General features: G+C 71.7%; 22 protein-coding genes and 1 pseudogene. 17 read left to right on the top strand and 6 right to left on the bottom strand.

Going from position 1 to position 21055, the window contains the following annotated elements:
- Positions 1–140 precede the first annotated feature (140 nt).
- The 3 genes from ABT297_RS32045 to ABT297_RS32035 all read left to right on the top strand — a co-directional run bounded on the left by ABT297_RS32045 (position 141) and on the right by ABT297_RS32035 (position 3007).
- Positions 141–743 (top strand): 2'-5' RNA ligase family protein, encoded by a 603-nt coding sequence (locus ABT297_RS32045; RefSeq protein ID WP_350556143.1) that lies wholly within the window; start codon positions 141–143, stop codon positions 741–743.
- 57 nt (positions 744–800) lie between these two features.
- Positions 801–2336 carry an outer membrane protein assembly factor BamB family protein gene (locus ABT297_RS32040; RefSeq protein WP_350556142.1) on the top strand — a complete coding sequence of 512 codons (1536 nt, stop codon included), beginning with the start codon at positions 801–803 and terminating at the stop codon, positions 2334–2336.
- A gap of 143 nt (positions 2337–2479) precedes the next feature.
- The gene (locus ABT297_RS32035) at positions 2480–3007 is read left to right on the top strand and encodes a GtrA family protein (RefSeq protein ID WP_350556141.1); all 528 of its coding nucleotides are present in this window, start codon (positions 2480–2482) and stop codon (positions 3005–3007) included.
- Positions 3008–3166: 159 nt separating this feature from the next.
- Here ABT297_RS32035 and ABT297_RS32030 read toward each other — a convergent pair whose 3' ends face one another.
- Entirely contained in the window at positions 3167–3595 is a 429-nt protein-coding gene (locus ABT297_RS32030) for a hypothetical protein (RefSeq protein ID WP_350556140.1), read from the bottom strand.
- On the bottom strand, positions 3596–4930 hold the full coding sequence (locus ABT297_RS32025) for a KamA family radical SAM protein (RefSeq protein WP_350556139.1): 1335 nt from the start codon (positions 4928–4930) through the stop codon (positions 3596–3598).
- Positions 4931–5030: 100 nt separating this feature from the next.
- Between ABT297_RS32025 and kdd the strand changes: the two genes are divergently transcribed.
- The 12 genes from kdd (at position 5031) to ABT297_RS31960 (ending at position 17633) form a co-directional block, all read left to right on the top strand.
- Positions 5031–6098 (top strand): L-erythro-3,5-diaminohexanoate dehydrogenase, encoded by a 1068-nt coding sequence (gene kdd, locus ABT297_RS32020; protein ID WP_350556155.1) that lies wholly within the window; start codon positions 5031–5033, stop codon positions 6096–6098.
- On the top strand, positions 6086–7597 hold the full coding sequence (locus tag ABT297_RS32015) for an amidohydrolase (protein WP_502885682.1): 1512 nt from the start codon (positions 6086–6088) through the stop codon (positions 7595–7597). The genes kdd and ABT297_RS32015 overlap by 13 nt, the downstream gene beginning before the upstream one ends.
- 13 nt (positions 7598–7610) lie before the next feature.
- On the top strand, positions 7611–9188 hold the full coding sequence (gene kamD, locus ABT297_RS32010; protein WP_350556137.1) for a lysine 5,6-aminomutase subunit alpha: 1578 nt from the start codon (positions 7611–7613) through the stop codon (positions 9186–9188).
- Positions 9185–9919 (top strand): lysine 5,6-aminomutase subunit beta, encoded by a 735-nt coding sequence (kamE, locus tag ABT297_RS32005; RefSeq protein ID WP_350556136.1) that lies wholly within the window; start codon positions 9185–9187, stop codon positions 9917–9919. The genes kamD and kamE overlap by 4 nt, the downstream gene beginning before the upstream one ends.
- A 14-nt stretch (positions 9920–9933) precedes the next feature.
- Positions 9934–10317 (top strand): 3-aminobutyryl-CoA ammonia lyase, encoded by a 384-nt coding sequence (gene kal / locus ABT297_RS32000; protein WP_350556135.1) that lies wholly within the window; start codon positions 9934–9936, stop codon positions 10315–10317.
- Positions 10314–11516, top strand: a complete 1203-nt coding sequence (locus ABT297_RS31995; protein WP_350556134.1) for a glutamate mutase L — start codon at positions 10314–10316, stop codon at positions 11514–11516. The genes kal and ABT297_RS31995 overlap by 4 nt, the downstream gene beginning before the upstream one ends.
- 666 nt (positions 11517–12182) lie before the next feature.
- Positions 12183–13940: an apolipoprotein N-acyltransferase gene (lnt, locus tag ABT297_RS31990; protein WP_350556133.1), complete on the top strand. Its 1758-nt coding sequence runs from the start codon at positions 12183–12185 to the stop codon at positions 13938–13940.
- Positions 13871–14740 (top strand): polyprenol monophosphomannose synthase, encoded by an 870-nt coding sequence (locus ABT297_RS31985; protein WP_350556132.1) that lies wholly within the window; start codon positions 13871–13873, stop codon positions 14738–14740. The genes lnt and ABT297_RS31985 overlap by 70 nt, the downstream gene beginning before the upstream one ends.
- Positions 14741–14757: 17 nt before the next feature.
- A complete protein-coding gene (locus ABT297_RS31980) occupies positions 14758–15285 on the top strand; it encodes an FxsA family protein (RefSeq protein ID WP_350556131.1) in 528 nt (175 codons plus the stop codon).
- Positions 15282–15914 (top strand): nucleoside/nucleotide kinase family protein, encoded by a 633-nt coding sequence (locus tag ABT297_RS31975; RefSeq protein ID WP_350556130.1) that lies wholly within the window; start codon positions 15282–15284, stop codon positions 15912–15914. The genes ABT297_RS31980 and ABT297_RS31975 overlap by 4 nt, the downstream gene beginning before the upstream one ends.
- A 631-nt stretch (positions 15915–16545) precedes the next feature.
- Positions 16546–16947: a RidA family protein gene (locus ABT297_RS31965; protein WP_502885680.1), complete on the top strand. Its 402-nt coding sequence runs from the start codon at positions 16546–16548 to the stop codon at positions 16945–16947.
- 128 nt (positions 16948–17075) lie between these two features.
- Positions 17076–17633, top strand: a complete 558-nt coding sequence (locus ABT297_RS31960; protein WP_350556129.1) for a hypothetical protein — start codon at positions 17076–17078, stop codon at positions 17631–17633.
- On the opposite strand, the gene ABT297_RS31955 is transcribed toward ABT297_RS31960, so the two are convergent.
- On the bottom strand, positions 17626–17787 hold the full coding sequence (locus tag ABT297_RS31955) for a hypothetical protein (protein ID WP_350556128.1): 162 nt from the start codon (positions 17785–17787) through the stop codon (positions 17626–17628). The genes ABT297_RS31960 and ABT297_RS31955 overlap by 8 nt on opposite strands.
- A 301-nt stretch (positions 17788–18088) precedes the next feature.
- Positions 18089–18589 (bottom strand): annotated as a pseudogene (locus tag ABT297_RS31950) (helix-turn-helix transcriptional regulator); the annotation flags it as partial.
- Positions 18590–18698: 109 nt separating this feature from the next.
- On the opposite strand from ABT297_RS31950, the gene ABT297_RS31945 reads away from it, so the two are divergent.
- Together ABT297_RS31945 and ABT297_RS31940 are read left to right on the top strand one after the other, a co-directional pair.
- On the top strand, positions 18699–18845 hold the full coding sequence (locus ABT297_RS31945) for a hypothetical protein (RefSeq protein ID WP_350556127.1): 147 nt from the start codon (positions 18699–18701) through the stop codon (positions 18843–18845).
- An 85-nt stretch (positions 18846–18930) separates the two neighbouring features.
- Entirely contained in the window at positions 18931–19329 is a 399-nt protein-coding gene (locus ABT297_RS31940; protein ID WP_350556126.1) for a hypothetical protein, read from the top strand.
- A gap of 84 nt (positions 19330–19413) precedes the next feature.
- Here the strand turns inward: ABT297_RS31940 and ABT297_RS31935 are convergent, their stop codons facing one another.
- Together ABT297_RS31935 and ABT297_RS31930 are read right to left on the bottom strand one after the other, a co-directional pair.
- Entirely contained in the window at positions 19414–20559 is a 1146-nt protein-coding gene (locus ABT297_RS31935; protein WP_350556125.1) for an RNA polymerase sigma factor, read from the bottom strand.
- The gene (locus ABT297_RS31930; protein ID WP_350556124.1) at positions 20556–20963 is read right to left on the bottom strand and encodes a YciI family protein; all 408 of its coding nucleotides are present in this window, start codon (positions 20961–20963) and stop codon (positions 20556–20558) included. Before ABT297_RS31930 ends, ABT297_RS31935 begins: the two co-directional genes overlap by 4 nt.
- Positions 20964–21055: the final 92 nt, after the last annotated feature.

Raw genomic sequence — 21055 nt, 5'->3', positions numbered from 1 at the left:
TATTGCGTGCTGCCCGCGCACACAAGGGAGCATCGCCGGTCCACGGTCGCCGCCCGTAACGATTCCGCAAAGCGTCGGCGATCACGCCCGCTCACGTTGTGTGACAGATCCGAACTATTGTGGAGGCTCAGCGAGATTCGATGCGCACGGGGGCGCGCATGCGGCACCATGCCGAAGAGACCGCGGTCATCGTCGCCGTACCGGAGGCGGAGCCGGTCGTCGGCGGGTTCCGCGCCGCACACGACCCGGCCGCGGGCTGGGGCGTCGGCGCGCATGTGACGGTGCTCTCGCCGTTCCTGGCGCCCGACGCGCTCGACGCCACCGCACTGGCGGACCTGGCCGCCGCGATCGCCTCGGTGCCGCGGTTCACCGCCGAGCTCACCGCCGCCCGCTGGTTCGGCGACCAGGTGCTGTGGCTGGCCCCGGAGCCCGGCGACGCGTTCCGTGCGCTCACCGCCGCCGTCTGGGCGCGATTTCCGGCATGCCCGCCGTACGAGGGCCGCCACGCCGACGTGATCCCGCACCTGACGGTCGGCGACAGTGCCCCCGTCGAACGGCTGCGCGCCGCCCAGGCCGCGATCGAGCCGCTGCTGCCCGTGCGGTTCGCCGTCACCTCCGCCCGGCTGATCCGCGGCCGAGCGGCGCCGGACTCCTGGACGACGGTCGCCGAACTGCCGCTGTGCGCGCCACGGCCCGGCTGGAAGTCCGGCACCGGCCACCGGCACTTCGAGAGACCCGCGTAGATCCCGTTGCGCCGTTCGGATGACCCACGATCGGCTCATCGACCCCATACTGTGCGCATGTCACGTGTGAGTCTGTTCCGGCTCCTGGTCGCGGGGATACTGGTGCTCATCGTCGGCGGCATCGCGACGACCGCGTATGCGCTGCGCAGCGCCGGCTCGAGGTGGACCGCTCCGCGCACCGAGGCCGGGGCGCCCCAGGCCGTATCCGCCCCGCCGTCGTCCTCACCGTCGTCGCAGCCGCCGCCGTTCATCGGCTGGTCCGACCCGGCGCTGGTCGGCAAGCCGTACGGTACGAAGGTTCAGGGCCTGCTGACGTTCCGCGGCAACCCGACCCGCACGTACTACGGGCAGGGCCCCGTGCCCCGCACGACCCCGGTGCACAAGTGGCAGTTCCCGCGGTCGGGCGGGATGTGCTCGCTGTCGACGGACAAGGGCAAGACGACCGAGTGGTGTGGCAACGGCTGGACCGGCCAGCCGGCCGTGTTCGAGCGCGACGGGCGTACGTGGGTCGTTTTCGGCGCGTACGACCGCAGCATCCACTTCCTCGACGCGGCGACCGGCGAACGCATCATGCCCGACTTCAAGACCGGCGACATCATCAAGGGCAGCGTCACGGTCGATCCGGACGGGTTCCCGCTGCTGTACTCCGGGTCACGCGACAACTACTATCGCGTCATCGCGCTGGACCGGGGCACGCCGACCGAGCTGTGGAAGCTCTCCGCGGACGCGGTCAAGCCGACGCTGTGGAACGACGACTGGGACGGCTCGGGCCTCATCATCGACGACTACCTGCTCGAGGGCGGGGAGAACAGCCAGTTCCACATCGTGAAGCTCAACCGCTCGTACGGCCCGGACGGCAAGGTGACCGTCGACCCGAAGCTGGTGTTCCACACGCCCGGCTGGGACGACCAGCTGCTCAAGGACTTCGGCGACACCAACGTGTCGATCGAGAACTCGGTCGCCGTCTACAAGGACACCGTGTACTTCGCCAACTCCGGCGGCCTGGTGCAGGGCTGGGACCTCTCCGGCCTCAAGGAGGGCCGGATGCCGACGCGGACCTTCCGGTTCTGGACCGGCGACGACACCGACGCGTCCGTGGTCGTGGACTCCGACGGCTTCCTGTACATCGGGTCGGAGTTCGAGAAGGGCAACGCCCGCTCCCGCGAGGTCGGGCAGATGATCAAGCTCGACCCGTCCAAGCCCGACAACCCGGTGGTGTGGTCGGTGAAGGACCAGGGTTCCAAGCCGGCCGGGATCTGGGGGACGCCGGCGCTGTACAAGGACATCGTCGTCTACGACACCACGGGCGGCGACGTGCTGGGCATCGACCGGATCACGGGGGAGGTGCGGTGGCGCTTCCACGTGCCGGGCGGGGAGACGTGGCAGTCCCCGGTGATCGTCGACGACACGCTGTTCATCGGCGACTGCGCGGGCACGATGCACGCCTACGACGTGGCGGACACCCACGCCGACCCACGCCCGCTGTGGGAGGTGAAGATCGGTGGCTGCATCGAGTCGACGCCGGCGGTCTGGAAGGGCGCGTTGTACTTCGGCACCCGCGCCGGCGCGGTCCACTCGCTGTCGACGTCGTGACCGGGCGCCGCTGTCGGCTGCTGTCGGCCGCGGCGCCCGAAGTCTCATCCTAGCATCCTAGGACGCCGTAGGGGTGGGGCCGGTGCCACGGTCAAAGAACCCCTGACGGCCGGGGTGTGCGGGGCTGCGGAATGATGGTTCGCATGACGCTGGAGCGCAAGCCCGCGGAGCGGCTCGGCGACTTCCTCACCTCCTGGGTGCAGCGCCTGCCCCCGCGATTGCGCCGCGTCCTGCCGCGCGAGCTGGTCGGCTTCGCCATGCTCGGCGCCTTCACGTTCTGCATCGATCTCGCGGTGCTGGCGATGCTGCGGCGCTGGACGCACCTGCCGATGCCGGTCGCGGTCTCCATCGCGTACGTCGGCGCGTTCGGCCTCAACTTCGTGCTCAACCGCACGGTGAACTTCCGCTCGCACGCGCCGGTCGGCGGGCAGATCCTGCGGTACGCGGTGGTGATCCTCGGCGACTTCCTTATCACGGTCACGGTGACGACCGGCCTGTCGACGCTGGGCCTGGACTTCCGCGTCGCGCGCGTCCTGGCGTCGTTCATCGTGGCGGTGTTCACGTACTCCGCGTCGCGCTGGTGGGTCTTCCGCGACCGCCCGGCCCGCACCGAGCCCTCGGTACCGGCCGCCGCGACCGCCGGCCCGGCCGACGACGCCGTCGCCCCTTAGCCCAGCCCCTCAGCCATGGCCCGTGTAGCTCCTGGTCCGCGGCGCCGACGTCATTTCCTAGCATCCTAGGACGCGGTACACGACGTGGCTTCGCCACGTCTGAAAAGCACAATCGAGCCGCTGCGCGGCAGACTTTCGTTTTTCGGCGCGGTGCGTGGGCTACCTCGCGCTCGGGGAATGGGATTGGCCCCCGGACGGCGTGACCTGGTTCTGGCAGGCCACGACGGCGTCGAGGTACCAGCCGGCGCGCTTGTCGGCGCGGAACGTCAGCACGGCGACGGTCCGCGCCTGATGGTCGAAGCCGATGTCGACGCGGTCGGTGCTGTCGAAGAGCTGGCGCTGTCCGGCGATCAGCTCGGGTGCGCGGGTCCGCGCCCATGCCGCCGCGAGCTGCCCGGGGTCGCGGGTTTCGTGCGCGGTGGGGGCGGCGGTGGCCCGGGCGCCGGCGATTTGGGTGCCGTGGGCGCAGTGCAGCTGCGCGGCCGGGTTGAAGCGGGCGGCGTCGCGGTCGCCGCTCCAGTTGACGTAGGTGATGAGTGCCGTGACGGCGAGGCTGATGCCGAGAAGGCGGAGGATGGTGCGGCGCACCTACTCAGCGTGCTCTTTTCGCCACCAGTCGGCGCCGGTTTCGGGCAAGGTGTCGATGGGGTCGTAGTAGGGGTAGGTGCGGTCGAGCTGGGTGGCGTCGTCTTCGATGCTGGTCCGGTAGTTCTTGGTCCAGTAGCTGATGCCGCGTTCGCGGTCGTACTCGGTGACCATGTGAACCCAGCGTTTGCCGACGTAGGGGACGTCGCAGACGATGCGGGGGGTGGCGTATCCGGGCAGGTAGCCCATGATGTCGTGCTGGAGTCGCTGTGCCTGCCAGACGGCGACGCGCCAGTGTTCGGCGTTGGGGATCATGTCGCACATGTAGAAGTAGTAGGGCAGGATGCCGGCCTCGCCCTGGAGGGCGAAGCAGAGGTCGAGCAGGTCGGTGGTGGTGGCGTTGACGCCGCGCATGAGGACGCCCTGGTTGCGGACGTCGCGGACGCCGACTTCGAGGGCCGTGTGGGCGGCCTTGGCGACGAGTGGGGTGAGGGACTGGGCGTGGTTGACGTGGGTGTGGATGGCGAGGTTGACGCCGCGGCGGGCGGCGGTGCGGGCGACGCGTTCGAGGCCTTCGACGAGGGTGGGTTGCAGCCAGTGCTGGGGCAGGCCCATGAGGGCCTTGGTGGCGAGGCGGATGTCGCGGATGGTGTCGATGGCGAGCAGTTGCATGAGGAAGGCTTCGAGCTGGTGCCAGGGGAGGTTGGCGACGTCTCCGCCGGAGACGACGACGTCTCGGACGCCGGGGTGGGTGCGGAGGTAGTCGAGGATGGCGGTGTGGCGGTCGGTGGGTTTGGTGGCGAGTTTGAGTTTGGTGACGGTGGGGGTGTTGTTGCCGACGAGGTCCATGCGGGTGCAGTGGCCGCAGTACTGGGGGCAGGTGGCGAGGAGTTCGGCGAGGACTTTGGTGGGGTAGCGGTGGGTGAGTCCTTCGGCGACCCACATGTCGTGTTCGTGGAGTGAGTCGCGGGTGGCGTAGGGGTGGGAGGGCCAGTCGGTGAGGCGGTCGCTGGCGATGGGGAGCATGTAGCGGCGGATGGGGTCGTTGCGGAGGGTGTCGTCGGTGGGGGTGGTGGCGGGCACCATGGTGTTGATCATCTGTGGGGGGATGAGCATGGACATGGTGGCGTAGTTGGCCTGGTCGGTGGCGAGGTCGTCGTAGAAGGTGTCGGTGATGTGGTCGCCGAGCACGGTGCGGAGCTGGTTGATGTTCTTGACGCAGTGGGCGCGTTGCCATTGGGCGGATTCCCACTGTTCGCGGGTGATGTTCGTCCAGGCGGGGAAGCGGCGCCAGTCGGGTTCTTCGAGCGCGTGGCGCTGGTAGATGTACGGCTGCACGTTTCGCTCCCTGGTTTTCCGTCTCGTCGTGCTTGAAAGATATCCTGCCTTTGCGTTATTCTGCCGGAAAATCTTCGGCTTGTCGCGGGTGGTGCGGGAAATGAGTTCGCCGATCGGGTTGCATCGGGTGATTGCTCCGGCCGGGGTGCTGCCGCAGGCGGCGCTGCGCCTGGACGCGTCCCCGCGGATCGCCGACGACGAGGTCCGCGTCGGCGTGGAGCGGCTCAACCTCGACGCGGCGAGCTACCGGCAGCTGGCCGCCGAGCACGGCGGCGACGGGGACCGCATCCGCGCGGCGGTGCTCGGCATCATCGACACCCGCGGCAAGATGCACAATCCGGTGACCGGCTCCGGCGGGATGCTCATCGGCACGGTCGAGGAGGCCGGGCCCGCGTCGCCGCTCGGGCTGCGGCCCGGTGAGCGGGTCGCGACGCTCGTGTCGCTCACCCTGACGCCGCTGGCGGTCACCGACGGGCTGCGTCGCTGGGACGGTCTCGGTGAGCAGGTGCCGTGTGAGGGCCACGCGATTTTGTTCGCCCGGTCGATCGCCGCGGTGCTGCCCGCCGATCTCGATCCGCGGCTGGCCCTGGCCGTGTTCGACGTGTGTGGCGCGCCGGCGTTGGTGGCGCGCGGTCTGCGCGGCATCCTGGCCGTGCGTGACGGGCCGGTCCGGGTCGTGGTGCTCGGCGCGGCGGGCAAGAGTGGCAGCCTCGCTCTGGCCGCGGCCCGGGCTGCCGGTGGTGAGCGGGTGGTGAGCGTCGGGGTGGTTCGCGACGACGCCGAGCGTGACCTGCTCGCCGGGTCGGGGCTGGCGGGGTCGGTCGTGGTCGCCGACGCCCGGGACGCTGTCGGTCTGGCCGCGGCCCTGGAGGGGTGTGGCGGGCCGGGCGATCTGACGGTGGTGTGTGTCGATGTTCCCGGCTGTGAGCATGCGGCGATCCTGGCCACGGCGCCCGGGGGGACGGTGGTGTTCTTCTCGATGGCGACGTCGTTCCCGGCGGCGGCGCTGGGTGCGGAGGGCCTCGCGGCGGATGTGACGATGCTCATCGGCAACGGCTATGTGCCCGGCCACGCGGAGTACGCGCTGGGTTTGTTGCGGTCGGATGGCGGGGTGCGCGGGCTGTTCGAGGCGCGGCTGGGGCCGCGGTTGGCAGACTGGGCGGCATGAAGACCCTGTACCGCGGTGGCCTCGTCCACACTCCGGCCGATCCTTCCGCCACCGCGCTGCTTGTCGATGGTGGCCGTATCGCCTGGCTCGGTGCCGACGCGGACGCGCCGGGCGGCGCGGATCGGGTCGTCGATCTCGAGGGTGCGCTGGTGACGCCGGCGTTTGTCGACGCGCATGTGCACCTGACGGCGACCGGGCTGGCGTTGCGGGGTCTGGATCTGTCGGGTGCCGGGTCGGCGGCGGAGGTGCTGGACGCGGTCGCGGCGCATGCGGCGGGGCTGCCCGGGGATGCGGTGGTCATCGGTCATGGCTGGGACGAGTCGGGGTGGGCGGATCGGCGCACGCCGAGCGCCGCGGAGCTGGGCCGGGCCGGTGGTGGCCGGCGGGTGTATCTGACCCGCGTGTGTGTGCACGCGGCGCTGGTGTCCACGGCGCTGCTGAGCGATGGGGTGAGGGCGGCGGACGGGTATGACGAGGGTGGCTGGCTGCGCCGTGATGCCCATCATGTGGTGCGGGAGGCCGCGTATGGGTCGATCGCGGCGGCGCAGGTGGGTGTCGCGCAGCGGGCCGCGTTGCGTCATGCGGCGGCGTTGGGTATCGCCGCGGTGCACGAGTGTGGCGGGCCGGGCACGTCCGGGGAGGACGATTTTGTCGCGGCGCTCGGGCATGGGCCGGGGTTGCCGCTGGTGGTGGGTTTTTGGGGGGAGGCCGGGGCGGCGGCGAAGGCCCGTGAGCTCGGTGCGGCCGGTGCGGCGGGTGATGTGTTCGTGGACGGGGCGTTCGGTGCCCGTACCGCTCACTTGCGTGCGGATTATGCCGACGAGCCGGGTTCGTGCGGTCGTGGCTATCTCACCGTCGAGCAGGTCACCGATCATCTTGTGGGTTGTGTGGCGCACGGGGTGCAGGGCGGGTTCCACGCGATCGGTGATGGGGCGCTTGACACGGTTGTGGCGGGGTTCGCGGGTGCCGCGGCCAGGGTCGGTGTGGAGCGGCTGCGGGCGGGGCGGCACCGGGTCGAGCATGCCGAGTTGCTGGACAAGGCGGCGATCGCCCGGTTTGTCGAGTTCGGGGTTGTCGCGTCGGTTCAGCCGGCGTTCGATCGGTTGTGGGGCGGTGAGGACGGCATGTATGCGCGGCGGCTCGGTGCGGTGCGGGCGTTGGCGGCGAACCCGATCGGGTCGATGGCGGGTGTCGGGGTGTTGCTGGCGTTCGGGTCGGACAGTCCGGTGACGCCGCTGGATCCGTGGGGTGGTTGCCGGGCTGCGATGCGTCACCACAATGCGGTGCAGCGTCTGGGTGGTAAGGCGGCGTTCGCGGCGCATACCCGTGGTGGGTGGCGGGCGGCCGGGGTCGATGACGAGGGTGTGCTCAATCCTGGTGGCAGTGCCACGTTCGCGGTCTGGGACACGACCGAGGGTCTGGGTGTCGTTGTCGGTGGTGAGGTGGCTCCGGCTGCCCGCACGACGGTGTTGCGTGGCGTTGAGATTCATACGACATGAGGGGGAGGCGGCGGTGAGCGGGAAACTCGGGCTGGACGGGCGGATGGTTGCTCGTGCCCGGCGGCTGGCCGCTGCCGCGGGCGCGCCGGTGGTGGAGTTGGCCAGGACGCATACCACTGTCGCTGTGGAGCGTGCCACGTTGCGTCTGGCCGGGATCGCCGGTGCCGATCCGGACGGTATTCCGTGGGTCAATCGGCTTGTCGACGCGGTCGCCGCTGACGTGGGTCTCGGGCATGGGGTGTTGTTGCCGGTGTATGACGCGTTGGTTCGTGATGGGCACGCCGATCTGACGCTGCTGGCGCAGAAGGCGGCGGCGGGCAGTGTGCGTTTCGGGGTACCGGATCCGGTGAAGAGCGGGCGGGCCCGGCGGGCGGCGGCGGCGGCCGTGGGGCGCGGTGTTGCCCGGATCGACCGCAGGCGGCGGGAGCGGGAGCGGCTGGTGGCCCGGCACGGTGATCCGGGTCGCCGGCCGTGGGTGTATCTCATCGTCGCGACCGGGGACATCTTTGAGGATATTCCGCAGGCGCAGGCGGCGGCGCGGGCCGGCGCCGATGTGATCGCGGTGATCCGTTCCACGGGGCAGTCGTTGCTGGACTTCGTGCCGGAGGGTGCGACCCGGGAGGGGTTCGCGGGCACGTATGCCACGCAGGAGAATTTCCGGCTGATGCGGGCGGCGCTGGATGTGACGTCGAAGGAGGTGGGCCGGTATGTGCGGTTGACGAACTACGCGTCGGGGTTGTGCATGCCGGAGATCGCGGTGCTGGCCGGGCTTGAGCGGCTGGACATGATGCTCAACGATTCGATGTACGGGATTTTGTTCCGGGACATCAACCCGGTCCGCACCTTCGTGGATCAGCGGTTTTCCCGGCAGGTCCATGCCCGGGCGGGGATCATCATCAATACGGGTGAGGACAATTATCTGACGACTGCCGACGCGGTCGAGGCCGCGCATACGGTGACGGTGTCGCAGCTGCTGAACGAGTTTTTCGCGCGGGAGGCGGGGCTGCGGACGTGGCAGCTGGGGCTCGGTCATGCGTTCGAGATCGATCCGGATCTGCCGGAGTCGTTCCGGCTGGAGCTCGCGCACGCGTTGCTGGCGCGGGAGTTGTTTCCGGGTGCGCCGCTGAAGTGGATGCCGCCGACGCGGCACATGACCGGTGACGTGTTCCGCGGCAATCTTCTCGATGGGTTTTTCAATCTTGCCGGGATGCTTACCGGGCAGGGCATTCTGCTGGTCGGGATGATGACGGAGGCGGTGGTGACGCCGTGGCTGTCGGATCGTGACATCGCGTTGCAGAACGTTCAGTACGTGATGCGGGCGGCGGGGAACCTCCACGAGGACTTCACGCCGGGCGCGTTCATCAGGGACCGGGCGGCGGTCGTACTGGGGGAGGCGGTCGGGCTGCTGGAGCGGATCGTGGACGAGGGGTTGCTGTCGGCGATCGCCGACGGCACGTTCGGGATCATGCGTCGGCCCGCTGATGGGGGTAGGGGTCTCGACGGTGTCGCGCGGCGTGAGCCGGGCTACTGGAACCCGGCGGAGGCGTTGCTGAGCGAGGCGCCGGCGGTGCGGAAGGAGGGCGTGGGGTGAGCGATGTCGTCCGGCCGTACGGGGACACCACCGGTGATGGCATGGTGCAGGTCTCGTTCACGCTGCCGTTGCCGGCGGGCCGGCGGGGTGAGGGTGCGGCACTGCAGCTGGCGGGGAAGATGGGTATCGAGCCGGCGATGGTGGTGCACGCGCGGCCGATCGGTGACGGGCACACGTTCTTCGTGGTGTACGGGCGGGTCGGTCATCTGGTCGAGCCGGGGAAGGTGGTCGTCGCCGAGCGCGATTTTCCGCTGCTGTCGGCGAAGGATGTCAACGCCGCGATCCGTGGCCGGTTGCGTCGCAAGCTTGTCGTTGTCGGGGCGTGTATCGGCAGTGACGCGCACACGGTGGGCATCGACGCGATCCTCAACGTGAAGGGTGTCGCCGGGGAGAAGGGCCTGGAGTACTACCGGGAGATGCGGGTCGTGAATCTCGGTGCGCAGGTGGCGGTGGCCGATCTGGTCGCGGCTGCCGCCGGGGAGCGGGCCGACGCGGTCCTGGTCTCCCAGGTGGTCACCCAGCGTGATGCGCATCTGCACAACACGCGTGCGATGTCGGCGGCGTTCCGGGAGGCGTTCCCGCCGGCGCGCCGGCCGCTGCTGGTCGCCGGCGGGCCGCGTTTCGATGAGCGGATGGCCGCCGAGCTGGGTGTCGACCGGATCTTCGGCCGTGGGACGACACCCCGCGAGGTCGCGTCGTATCTCGCCCACGCCGCGGGAGGTGCCCAGTGAGCCGTGAGGGTTCGGTGAGCAGGGTCGGGACGACGGTCGTGCACCGCCGGTATGTGCCGTATGCGCATGCCCACTACGGCGGGAACCTTGTCGACGGTGCCTACAGCCTGGCGCTGTTCGGTGACGCCGCGACGGAGCTGTGCATCCGCACCGACGGCGACGAGGGGCTGTTCGCCGGGTACGGTGCCGTCACTTTCCACGCGCCGGTCCGGGCCGGTGACGTCGTGGAGGTCACCGCTGTCGTCACGCGGCAGGGCAGCCGCAGCCGCACCGTCGACTTCACTTGTCACGTCGTCTGCCGTGGTACTCCCGAGGCCGGCCCGTCGGCGGCGGCGGTGCTCGATCCGCCGCTGCTGGCCGTGTCGGCGACCGGCACCGTCGTCGTGCCCGCCGCGTGAGCCGCGTCGCCTGCCTCGACGTCGGGTCCACCGACACGAAACTCGCCGTCGTCGACCTGGGCGAGGGCCGGCTGGTGCGCACGGCGACGCATCCGACCACCCTGGGCGATGACGTTCTGGAGGGTGTCGACGCGTTGCTGGCCGCTGCCGGGCCGGTCGAGCGGGTGTACTGCTGCTCGTCGGCGGGTGGCGGGCTGCGCCTGGCCGTCATCGGTTACGAGGCGCTCGTGTCCGCCGACGCCGCTCGCCGGGTCGCGTTGTCCGCCGGTGCCCGGGTGGTGCATGTCGCCGCGGGGAGGCTCACCGCGGCGGCGGTGGCTGGGGTGCGGGCCGCCCGGCCCGATGTGGTGCTGCTGGCCGGCGGTACCGACGGCGGCGACACGGACACCATCGTGCACAACGCCGGGCGGCTGGCCGCGGCCGGGTGGCGGGTTCCGGTCGTCGTGGCCGGTAACGCCGACGCCCGTGATCACGTCGCCGGGCTGCTGGCGGCGCGGGGGTTGCCGGTCACCGCGACCGGGAACGTGCTGCCCCGGATCGGGGTCACTGACCCGGGGCCGGCCCGGGCCGCCATCCGGGACATGTTCATCGGCCATGTCATCGGCGGGAAGCGTCTGTCCCGCGGCGGGCGTTTCGCCCGGATGGTCGCGGCCGCGACCCCGGACGCGGTCCTGACCGGTGTCGGGGTGCTGGCCGCCGGTGCCGGCGGGGACCTGCTCGTCGTCGATGTCGGCGGGGCGACCACGGATGTGTATTCGGCGCTGCTGCCGCGGGAGACGGCCCCGGATGCGGTCGCCGGGGTGCTGTGGCATGCCCGGACCGTCGAGGGTGACCTCGGGGTGCGGTGGAACATCGACGGTATCCGTGCCGCCGCCGAGCTGGAGCGTGTCCTTGTCGCGCCGGGTCCGCTGGGGCCGGCGGCAGCGGCGGTCACCGTCGCCGTGCGCCGGCATGCCAGGGCTGGACGCGATCTGCGACACGTCGTGTCGGTTGTGGCGTCCGGTGGTGTGTTCCGGCATGCTGTACCGGCCGCGGCTGTCGCGGCGGTCACTGCGATGCTGCATGACCACGCCGGCGGGTGGGCGTTGCCCCGCGCGCCCCGGGTCGCGGTCGACAGTGACTATGTGCTGGCCGCCGCGGGGCTGCTCGCCGCCGACCATCCGGGTGTCGCCGCCCGGTTGTGTGAGGGGCTGGGGTGACTGCGGGGTGGTGGAGGGCCGGCGCCGGGGCCGGTGAACACGGACCGTAACCAGCCGGGCCGCGACACGGCGTGACCCAGTCGGCACGGAAAGCGAGCATGTGGGTGAACCGGGCCCGACACGCCTGGACGACACGCCGCCGTGCCGAATTCCATCCCGCGCGGCGGTTGACATCCACCCCGCGGCTACGCGTACCGTCTTTGCGTCCTACTTCGGGAAGGATGACCGCGGTTCGCTACTCCCCACTGCCGGCTGGCCGGACGTCCACCGTCAACCGACGGGACGCCCCGAGCGCAGGCGGCGGGGGTCGGCGGGGGCCGTGGACCGGGCATCCACCGGTGTCGGGTCAGGGGGGATCACGCGACCAGTAGACAACGGCACGCCACGGGCAGCCAGCTCGCGCCGCGCCGGAACGAAGGCCGCGCACGAACGTCACTGCCGCACCGGCCGGACACAGGGCCTGGGAGCGAGGGGCGCGACTCCGGTCGCGCCCCCATTGCAGCCCGGCCCGTCACCGTATTGTCGCCGCCGGCCCAGGTCAGCGCCGCGCCGCCACGCGGGTCGGCGCGGTTTTCCCGGCGCCGAGCCTCCCGCGATTCCACATTTGTGCGGCACGACCCGCATAATGGGCGCCGCACCGCACAACACACGTCGGACAACACGGGGATGGCGCAGGTGACGTTGGTCGAGGCACATTCCGCCGCCGCGCCCGCGGCGACCGGCACCCGGTCCGGCACCGTCGCGGCGCCGCCGCTGCCCACGTGGGCGGCGCTGCTGTGCGCCGCCGCGGCCGGCGGTGCCCTGCTCGTCGCGTTCCCGCCGTACGGGCTGTGGTGGGCCGCCCCGGCCGGTGTCGCGCTGCTCGCCCTCGCCGTGCACCGGCGGCGGCTGCGCGGCGGGTTCTGGCTCGGCCTCGTCACCGGCGCGTTGTTCTTCACCCCGCTGCTGTCCTGGACCAACCTGCACACCGGCATGGTGCCGTGGCTGCTGCTGTCCACGCTGCAAGCCCTCTACTTCGGGCTGCTCGGCGCCGCGTCGGCGTGGATCAGCCCGCTGCTGGACCACCGCGGCGAGCTGGTCCGGTTCGGCCGGGCCGGCGCCGTTTGGAACCGTGGCGGCTGGGCGTGGCCGCCCGCCGTCGCCGCCCTGTGGACCGCGCAGGAGGCGCTGCGCGACCGCACCCCGTTCGGCGGGTTCCCGTGGGGCCGGGTCGCGTTCAGCCAGGACACCTCGCCGCTGCTGCGCATCGCCGCCGCCGGCGGAGCGCCGCTGCTCACCTTCGCCGTCACGCTCATCGGCGCGCTGCTGGGCTACGCCGTGCTGCGCGGCGTCCGCGACGGCGCCGACCCCCGCCGGGCCGTCGCCCCCCTGGCCGCGGTCGCGCTCGCCTGCGCCGTGGCCGGTCTCGCCCAGGCCGTACCGCTGGGCGAACCCGGCGGCCGCGGCGTCTACGTCGCCGTCGTGCAGGGCAGCGTGCCCCGCCTCGGCCTGGATTTCAACGCCCAGCGCCGCGCCGTGCTCGACAACCACGTCAACGCCACCATCGCACTCGGCGAGCGGGTCCGCGCCGGCACCGCCCGCCAGCCCGATCTCGTCGTGTGGCCGGAGAACTCCAGCGACATCGACCCGCTGCGCAACATCGACGCCGGGCAGCTCATCGACCGCGCCGCGCAGGCCGTGCACGCCCCGATCCTCGTCGGTGCCGTGCTCTACAGCCCCGAGACCGGCGTCGAGAACGCCGGGCTGGTGTTCAACCCCGGCCGCGGCAGCGGCGACGAGGTCCCGACGTACGTCAAACGCCACCCGGTGCCGTTCGCCGAGACGATGCCGCTGCGGTCCATCGCCCGGCTTGTGTCCAAAGAGGTCGACCGGGTCAACGACATGACCGCCGGCACCAGCCCCGGTGTGCTGCGGGTCGGTCCCGCCACCGTCGGTGACGTCATCTGCTTCGAGGTCGCCTACGACGACCTCGTCCGTGACACCGTCGACGGCGGCGCGCAGCTGCTGGCCGTGCAGACCAACAACGCCACCTTCGACGAGTCCGAGGCCCGCCAGCAGCTGGCCATGGTCCGGCTGCGTGCCGTCGAACACGGCCGTGACGCGCTCATGGCCTCGACCGTCGGCATCTCCGCGTTCGTCGCCGCCAACGGCGCCACGAGCGGCGAGACCCGGTTCGACGAGCCCGCCGTCATCCTCGCCGAGCTGCGGCTGGGCACAGAACGTACGCTTGCAACGAGGCTGGGTGCGATCCCCGAGTGGGTGATCGTCGCCCTCGCTCTCGCCGGTATCGCCGCGGCCACCTGGCAGCGGCGCCGCCGCCATCTGGCGGCCGGCAACATCACCGACAGTGCGCCATGGCCGGACGACCGGTCCGGGGACAGCGCGACACCGAACGCCACCGAAGGCGGCAAGGAGGACCTGTGAGCACCACCGACCGAGGCGTGAACCAATACCCCGGGGTCGGCAGGGTCCTCGTCATCATTCCCACGTACAACGAGGCCGACAACATCAGGATCATCGTCGACCGGGTCCGTGAGGCCACGCCCGAGGTCGACATCCTCGTTGCCGACGACAACAGTCCCGACGGCACCGGCGACATCGCCGACGAGATCGCCGCCGGCGACCCGGCCGTGCACGTCATGCACCGCGCCGGCAAGCAGGGCCTCGGCGCCGCCTACATCGCCGGGTTCCGCTGGGGTGGTGAACGCGGCTACGACGCCGTCGTGGAGATGGACGCCGACGGCTCCCACGCCCCCGAGGAACTGCCGAAGCTGCTCGCCGCCCTCGCCGACGCCGACGTGGTGCTCGGCTCCCGGTACGTCAAGGGCGGCAGGACCGTCAACTGGCCCGTCCACCGGCAGGCGATCTCCCGCATCGGCAACAGCTACGTGCGCATCGCTCTCGGCATGCCGCTGCGCGACGCCACCGGCGGCTACCGCGCGTACCGCACCCCCGTCCTCGGGAAGATCGACCTCGACTCGATCGCGTCGCACGGGTACTGCTTCCAGGTGGACCTCGCCTGGCGCTCCCACAAGGACGGGTTCCGCGTCACCGAGGTGCCGATCACGTTCACCGAACGCGAACGCGGCCAGTCGAAGATGAGCTCCGCGATCGTCCGCGAGGCACTATGGAAAGTCACCGTGTGGGGCGCCGCCGCCCGGTGGGGCGCGCTCAAACGGGCCGTCGCCGGCAACGGACCGGCCAGACACCACCAGGGGCGCTGACAGAAGGAGGCGGCACCATGCGAGGGCTCGGCTGGGCGACAATCGGCGGGTTCGCACTCGTGGCCGTCGAGATCACCGTGTTCGTGCTGGTCGCCCACGCGATCGGCTGGGCGTGGGCGGTGCTCATCGGCCTCGCCACGATGCTCATCGGCGCCATGCTCGTCAAACGCGAAGGCGTCCGCGCCTGGCGCGGCTTCCGCGACGCCCTCGCCGAAGGCCGGCCCGCCGGCGGCGAGGTGTCCGACGGGCTCACCGGCCTGATCGGCGCGCTGCTGCTCATCGTGCCCGGATTCGTCACCGCCGCCGCCGGGCTGCTGCTGCTCGCCCCGCCGGTGCGCGCCTACACCGGCCGGCGGGTGCGCCGCGTCGCTGAACACCGCATCTCCCCGGCCGCCGCCGGTGACCTGTTCGGCCCCCGCGTCGTGCGCGCCGAACGCGCCGCCCCGGCACCGGCCGACCGGCCCGGCGACGGCGCCAGCGCCGGCACCGTCGACGGTGAGATCGTCGAAGGTGAGATCGTCGACCCGCACCCGCACCAGCGGTGAAGGCCGAACCGGTCAGCGTCCCCGCCCTCGCCGCCGGCCTCGCCGCGCGTGCCCTCGCCGCCGCCGGTGAGCACCCCGCCCGCGTCGCTGTCGACGGGGCACCCGCCGCCGGGACCGGCACCCTCGCCGGCGCGCTCACCCGTGTCCTGCACGACGCCGCGACGCCGGTGCTGCACGTTCCCGCCGGCGGGTTCCTGCGCGCCGCGTCGCTGCGCTACGAGCGCGGCAAGACCAACCCCGACGCGTACTACGAGGACTGGCTCGACCTGCGGGCCCTCACCCGCGAGGTGCTCACCCCCGCCGGGCCCGGCGGCACCGGCCGGGTCCTGCCGTCGCTGTGGGACCCGGCCACCGACCGGGCCACCCGCGCCGCTTACGTCCAGCTCCCGGCGCACGCCGTCGTCGTGGTCTCCGGCGTGTTCCTGCTCGGCGCCGGCCTCGACTTCGACGTCGCCGTACACCTGATGCAGAGCCCCGCGGCGCTGGCCCGGCGGACCCCCGCCGACCTGGCGTGGACGCTGCCGGCGTTTGACCGCTACCGGGACGAGGTCATGCCGCAGTACCAGGCCGACGTCGTCGTGCGGGCCGACGATCCCCGGCATCCGGCGGTCGTCACCTCACTCGGTTAGCGCCGCGTAGCGGCCGCCGACCGAGGCGGCGCGGTTCGGCATGTCAGGGATCTTGGAAGGTGACCTCCAGGCGCAGCCAGCCGTCCGCGTCGGTTTCCTCGGCGTGGCCGGCCAGCGCGGTGCCGGAACCGGGTGCTGCGTTCCTGCCAGGCCCGGTCCAGATCGACCCGTTCCGGTCGCTGTGCGGGTGGCGAACACGGCGCGCCAGGCCTCAGCCACGACGGCGTCGGGCACCTCCCTCAGCGGCCAGCCGGCGCGAGAGGAGGTCGGTCTCCGGGTCGATGAGGCGACCAGCAGGGTGAGCGCTTCGTCGTGGTTCAGTCCGGTGAGCTCGGTCCGGAACCCGGGCAGCAAGGCGAAACCGCCGTGCCGGCCGCGTTCGGCATGGACCGGGACGCCCGCCGCGGACAGCGCCTCGGTGTCGCGCAGCACCGTGCGGTCGACACCTCCAGCTCGCGGGCCAGCGTGTCCGCGGTCAGCCGGCCGCGCTGGCGCAGCAGCAGCGAAACCAGCCGGTCGGCGCGCACATGAAAACCCTACCGAAATACACGACACAGGATGTCGTGATTCATCGCGAGACTCATCAGCACGACGTCGACGACGTCCGTCCGATGAGTCAAATGGAGCTGATGTGGCAGTGCAGCGAACGGCGGTCAACCCGGTGACGTGGTCGTTGGAGATGGGATTCAACCAGGGTGAGGTCGTCTCCGGACACACCCGGACCCTGTACTGCTCCGGGCAGACCGCGATGAGCGGCGACGGCAAGCCCCAGCACGACGGTGACATGGCGGCGCAGCTGGCGCTGAGCCTCGACAACCTGGAGGCCGTGCTCGGCGAGGCCGGCATGTCGCTGGCGAACCTCGTCCGGCTCAACGTCTACACCACCGGCGTCGATCTGCTGTTCCCCCACTATGGCGTGCTGGCGGCGCGGCTGGGCGCCGCCGGGGTGGCACCGGCCACCACGATGCTCGAGGTGACCCGGCTGGCGATCCCCGGCCAGATGATCGAGCTCGAGGGAACCGCCGTCGCGTGATGCGACCTCGCGGCCTGCGCTGCTCGTGCCGGTGCACCCGGCACGGGTAGCGCAGGCGCCGCGGCCGGCGGTTCGGCTGTGCGCGGACGGGCCGGGCAACGACCCGGCGGCGGGCTACCGTCGGACTGGTGAAGACGTTCTGGCTGGACCGCGACCACGACCGCTACCACGAGCTGGTCCTCAGCGCGCGGAACGCGTTCGACGGCAGCCTCGGCGACATCGCCCCCGTCGCGTTCGCCTGCACCGCCTGGGCGCTGGCCACGCCGCCCGCCCTCGACCCCGGATATGTCCGCTGGCACCGCCGCGTGCTGTCCGCGGCCTGCCTGCGCAACCCCTTCGACGGCGGCCTCACCGCCCGCGTCGAGCTCGTCTCCCCGCTGCCCGCCGAGCTCACCGCCACCCGCGCCTGGTGGCGCGACCGGGGCTGGCGCGGCTGGCCGGAGCTGTTCGGGCAGTTCGTCCAGCCCACCGACCGGGACGTGAGCCGCAACCCGCACCTGCGCGCCACCCTGCTCGTCGAGGCGCCGCTGCCGCTGGAAGGGCTCCCCGCCGCCCCCGACACCGACGCCGACCCGCAGGACGTCGCCGCATCGGCGCAGCGCGCGGTCACCGTGCTCGTCCGTGACCTGTCCGACCTCATCGGCCCCGTCATCCAGCAGCTGGACACGTCCCGCGCCGTCACCTGACCGCCCGCCGCCCGGTCCCATCGCCGGCCGGCGTCTCCGCGACCTTCCTCGCGGCCCGGGTCGCGGCCGCGCAACGGCGAGCGAGGATCTCGATCTGCTCGACCAACTCCGGGGGATCGGTGACGGTGAAGTCGGTGTCGATGGACGTGATCATCCAGGACAGCCGCCCACGGGGAGTCGGCGCCCACATGGAGCAGGCAACTGGCGTCGTCGATCGCCTCCAGGACGCCCATACCCGTCCAGATCCGGTCGGTCAGTTCGGTGGCCGGGCGGTGCAGGGTGACGGTGGCACGGTAGGGCCACACGCGAGCGGAGAGCTGATGTGCGAGATAGGTGACCACATCGCCTTCCGGCGCCGCGCGGGGCGGGAAGCGCGGGCCGGTGGGTGTGCGAGGGTGCAGCCGGTCCACCCGATAGCAGCGCCGGTCCGCGGCCGCCGCGTCCCACGCGACCAGGTACCAGTGCCGGTTGAAGTTGACCACCGAGTGCGGTTCGACATCCTTGATCGATTGCTGGCCTTGGAAGTTCGTGTACTCGAAGCGCAGCCGCTCGTGGCGGTGGCAGGCGTCGGAGATGGCGATGAGGGTGTCGGGTTCCATGCGTGGCGCGGTCGCCTCCACGCGGATCAAGGAGCGCTGCAGGGCCCGCAGCCGGTGCCGCAGGCGTGAGGGCATGACCTGTTCGAGTTTGGTGAGGGCGCGCAGCGCGGAGTCCTCGAAGCCGGCCACGGTCCCGCCCGTCGTGGTGCGCAGGCCGACCGCGACGGCCAGCGCCTCCTCGTCGTCGAGCAGCAGCGGCGGCAGGGTGCTGCCCGCGCCCAGCCGGTATCCCGCCGTACCCTGGACGGCGTTGACCGGATAGCCGAGTTCGCGCAGCCGGTCCACGTCGCGGCGCACGGTGCGGGTGCTGACACCGAGGCGTTGCGCCAGGTCGCCGCCTGACCAGTCGCGACGCATCTGCAGCAGGGACAGCAGGCGCAGGAGCCGAGCCGAGGTTTCGAGCATGATCCGAGCATGCCGCGGACTCAGGACCGGATCTGTCCTAAGGCGCTTCTGCGGTGACGACATGACGGAACTGGCTCCCTTTCGTATCGACATTCCGGACGCCGACCTCGCCGATCTGCACCGGCGGTTGGCCGTAGACGACATGTCGCCGACGCCATGGCATCCCGGTCGGCTGGTGGCGTCCGGCCGCACGTCCTCCGGTCTCTGACTGAAAGGACGAGGCGTTTTGCGCGCTTTGCGGCTTTTCGCTACATAGTGTGATCGCGTCATCACGACATGAGGGGGAAGTCACGATGCAGAACGCGAAGCGAATGCTGGCGTTGGGCGCCATGACCCTGACCGCCGGCGCGGTCTTCGGCATGACGGCCACCGCCGCGTCAGCGGCCACCACGCATGACGGCCACGCCACCGTCACCCAGAGCAAGCCGAAGGACAAGCCCAAGGACAAGCCGAAGGCCGGCCCCTGGGACAAGGGCGGCAAGTGGGACAACGGCAAGGGCTCCCGCGACCGCACCTGGATCGCCGGGCAGTACCGCAACAAGAAGACCTGCCAGTTCTTCGCGTGGGCGGGTGCGGCCTCCGGCCGGTTCGACCACGGCGTCTGCGTGCCGGGGTTCGGCAAGGGCTGGATCCTGGTCGCCCATGACAACGGCAAGGTCGCCCATGACAACGGCAAGCACCGCCACCGCTAGGCAGCGGCACCGAACGAGCGACACCGAACGAGCGGCATCCCCCGTGGATGCCGCTCGTTCGCGTTGTGCCGGTACACGCCGTGCTCACGGCCGCAGCAGCTGCCGCACCCGCGCCGCCTCCCGCGTGAGGTGGTCACGCTCCGGCACGCTGGCAGCGGTGCGGGACGCCTCGGCATACAGGTCGGCGGCACGCTCGAGGTCACCGGCGCGTTCGTGCAGGTATGCCGTCACCGCGGCGTACCGGGGCAGCTCGGGGCGCACGCCGGCCAGCGCCGCCAGACCGGCCCGCGGTCCGTCGGCCTCGCCGACCGCCACCGCGCGGTTGAGCCGCACCACCGGGCTGCCGGTGAGGCGCAGCAGTTCGTCGTACCACTCCACGATCTGCACCCAGTCCGTCTCGGCGGCGCTGCGGGCATCCGCGTGCAGGGCGGCGATCGCGGCCTGCGCTTGGTACTCGCCCAGCCGGTCACGGGCCAGCGCGGCCTGCAGCAGCACCACCCCCTCGGCGATCAGGCCGGTGTCCCAGCGCGATCGGTCCTGCGCACCGAGCGGCACCAGCCGACCTCCCGGGTCGGTGCGAGACGCGCGGCGCGCATGGTGCAGCAGCATCAGCGCGAGCAGCCCCGCGACCTCGGGCTCGTCGGTCAACGCGGCGAGCTGGCGGGTGAGACGGATCGCCTCGGCCACCAGGTCGACACTGCCGCCGTACCCCTCGTTGAACACGAGGTAGAGCACGCGCAGCACCGTGCCGAGATCGCCGGGCTGGTCCAGCGGCAGCCCCGCGATGTGCCGCTTGGCCCGGCTGATCCGCTGCGCCATGGTCGCCTCGGGCACGAGGTAGGCCGCCGCGATCTGCCGGGTGGTCAGGCCACCGACCGCGCGCAGCGTCAGGGCGACGGCCGAGGTCGGCGGCAGGGTGGGGTGCGCGCACAGGAAGTACAGCCGCAGCGTGTCGTCCGTGGCGGGCGCCGGACCGGCCGGAGGCTCGACCTCCACGGCGAGTTCCCGGCCCCGCCGCGACGCCTCGGCGCGGGCGGCGTCGAGGAACTTGCGCCACGCGACCGCGACCAGCCACGCCTTCGGATCGCGCGGCGGGCCGGCCGGCCAGGTCTCCAACGCCCGGATCAGGCCCTCCTGCACGGCATCCTCGGCCGACGCGAAGTCGGCTCCGCGCCGGACGAGGATGCCGATCACCGCGGGCACGAGCTCCCGCAGCAGCGACTCGTTCACTCGGTGACCGTGGGCGGCTCGGTGAGGAACGGCCGCACCTCGAGCCACTCGTGGATCGGCTCGCCGCCGGGCCCGGGAGCGGCGGACAGCTCCCCGGCCAGCTGGACCGCGCGATCCCAGGACTCCACGTCGATGACCATCCAGCCGGCGATGAGATCCTTCGTCTCGGCGAACGGGCCGTCGGTCACCGGTGGGCGCCCCTCGCCGTCGTACCGCACGAACGCCCCCTCCGGCGCCAGCGCCTGGGCGTCGACGAACTCACCCGTCTGCTCCAGACGGGCCGCGAAGTCGCGCATGAACTGCACGTGCGCGTCGACCTCATCCGGTGTCCACTGATCCATCGGCGCCCAGTCGACCGCGGGGGCCGGGCCACCTCGGTAGTGCTTGAGCAGCAGGTACTTCATGGTGGTGCTCCTTCGTCGTCGCGCGGCCCGTCGTGGCCGCTCGTGTCCCTGGGACGGAGCCGGTGCCACATTCTCGACACTCCGACACGACT

This window comes from Dactylosporangium sp. NPDC000555, assembly GCF_040300025.1.
In the GTDB taxonomy this organism is placed as follows: domain Bacteria; phylum Actinomycetota; class Actinomycetes; order Mycobacteriales; family Micromonosporaceae; genus Dactylosporangium.
The sequence above is the reverse complement of the archived record's forward strand: the minus strand, read 5'-3'. Positions and strand labels throughout refer to the sequence as shown.

Excerpts from the sequence above, each read along its gene's own strand:
- ABT297_RS31955 (WP_350556128.1), bottom strand. The coding sequence starts at position 17,787 with ATGATCACGTCCATCGACACCGACTTCACCGTCACCGATCCCCCGGAG.
- ABT297_RS31930 (WP_350556124.1), bottom strand. The coding sequence starts at position 20,963 with ATGAAGTACCTGCTGCTCAAGCACTACCGAGGTGGCCCGGCCCCCGCG.
- kdd (WP_350556155.1), top strand. The coding sequence starts at position 5,031 with ATGAGTTCGCCGATCGGGTTGCATCGGGTGATTGCTCCGGCCGGGGTG.
- ABT297_RS31985 (WP_350556132.1), top strand. The coding sequence starts at position 13,871 with ATGGCCGGACGACCGGTCCGGGGACAGCGCGACACCGAACGCCACCGA.
- ABT297_RS31945 (WP_350556127.1), top strand. The coding sequence starts at position 18,699 with ATGACGGAACTGGCTCCCTTTCGTATCGACATTCCGGACGCCGACCTC.
- ABT297_RS31980 (WP_350556131.1), top strand. The coding sequence starts at position 14,758 with ATGCGAGGGCTCGGCTGGGCGACAATCGGCGGGTTCGCACTCGTGGCC.
- lnt (WP_350556133.1), top strand. The coding sequence starts at position 12,183 with ATGGCGCAGGTGACGTTGGTCGAGGCACATTCCGCCGCCGCGCCCGCG.
- ABT297_RS32045 (WP_350556143.1), top strand. The coding sequence starts at position 141 with ATGCGCACGGGGGCGCGCATGCGGCACCATGCCGAAGAGACCGCGGTC.
- ABT297_RS32040 (WP_350556142.1), top strand. The coding sequence starts at position 801 with ATGTCACGTGTGAGTCTGTTCCGGCTCCTGGTCGCGGGGATACTGGTG.
- ABT297_RS32035 (WP_350556141.1), top strand. The coding sequence starts at position 2,480 with ATGACGCTGGAGCGCAAGCCCGCGGAGCGGCTCGGCGACTTCCTCACC.
- ABT297_RS31940 (WP_350556126.1), top strand. The coding sequence starts at position 18,931 with ATGCAGAACGCGAAGCGAATGCTGGCGTTGGGCGCCATGACCCTGACC.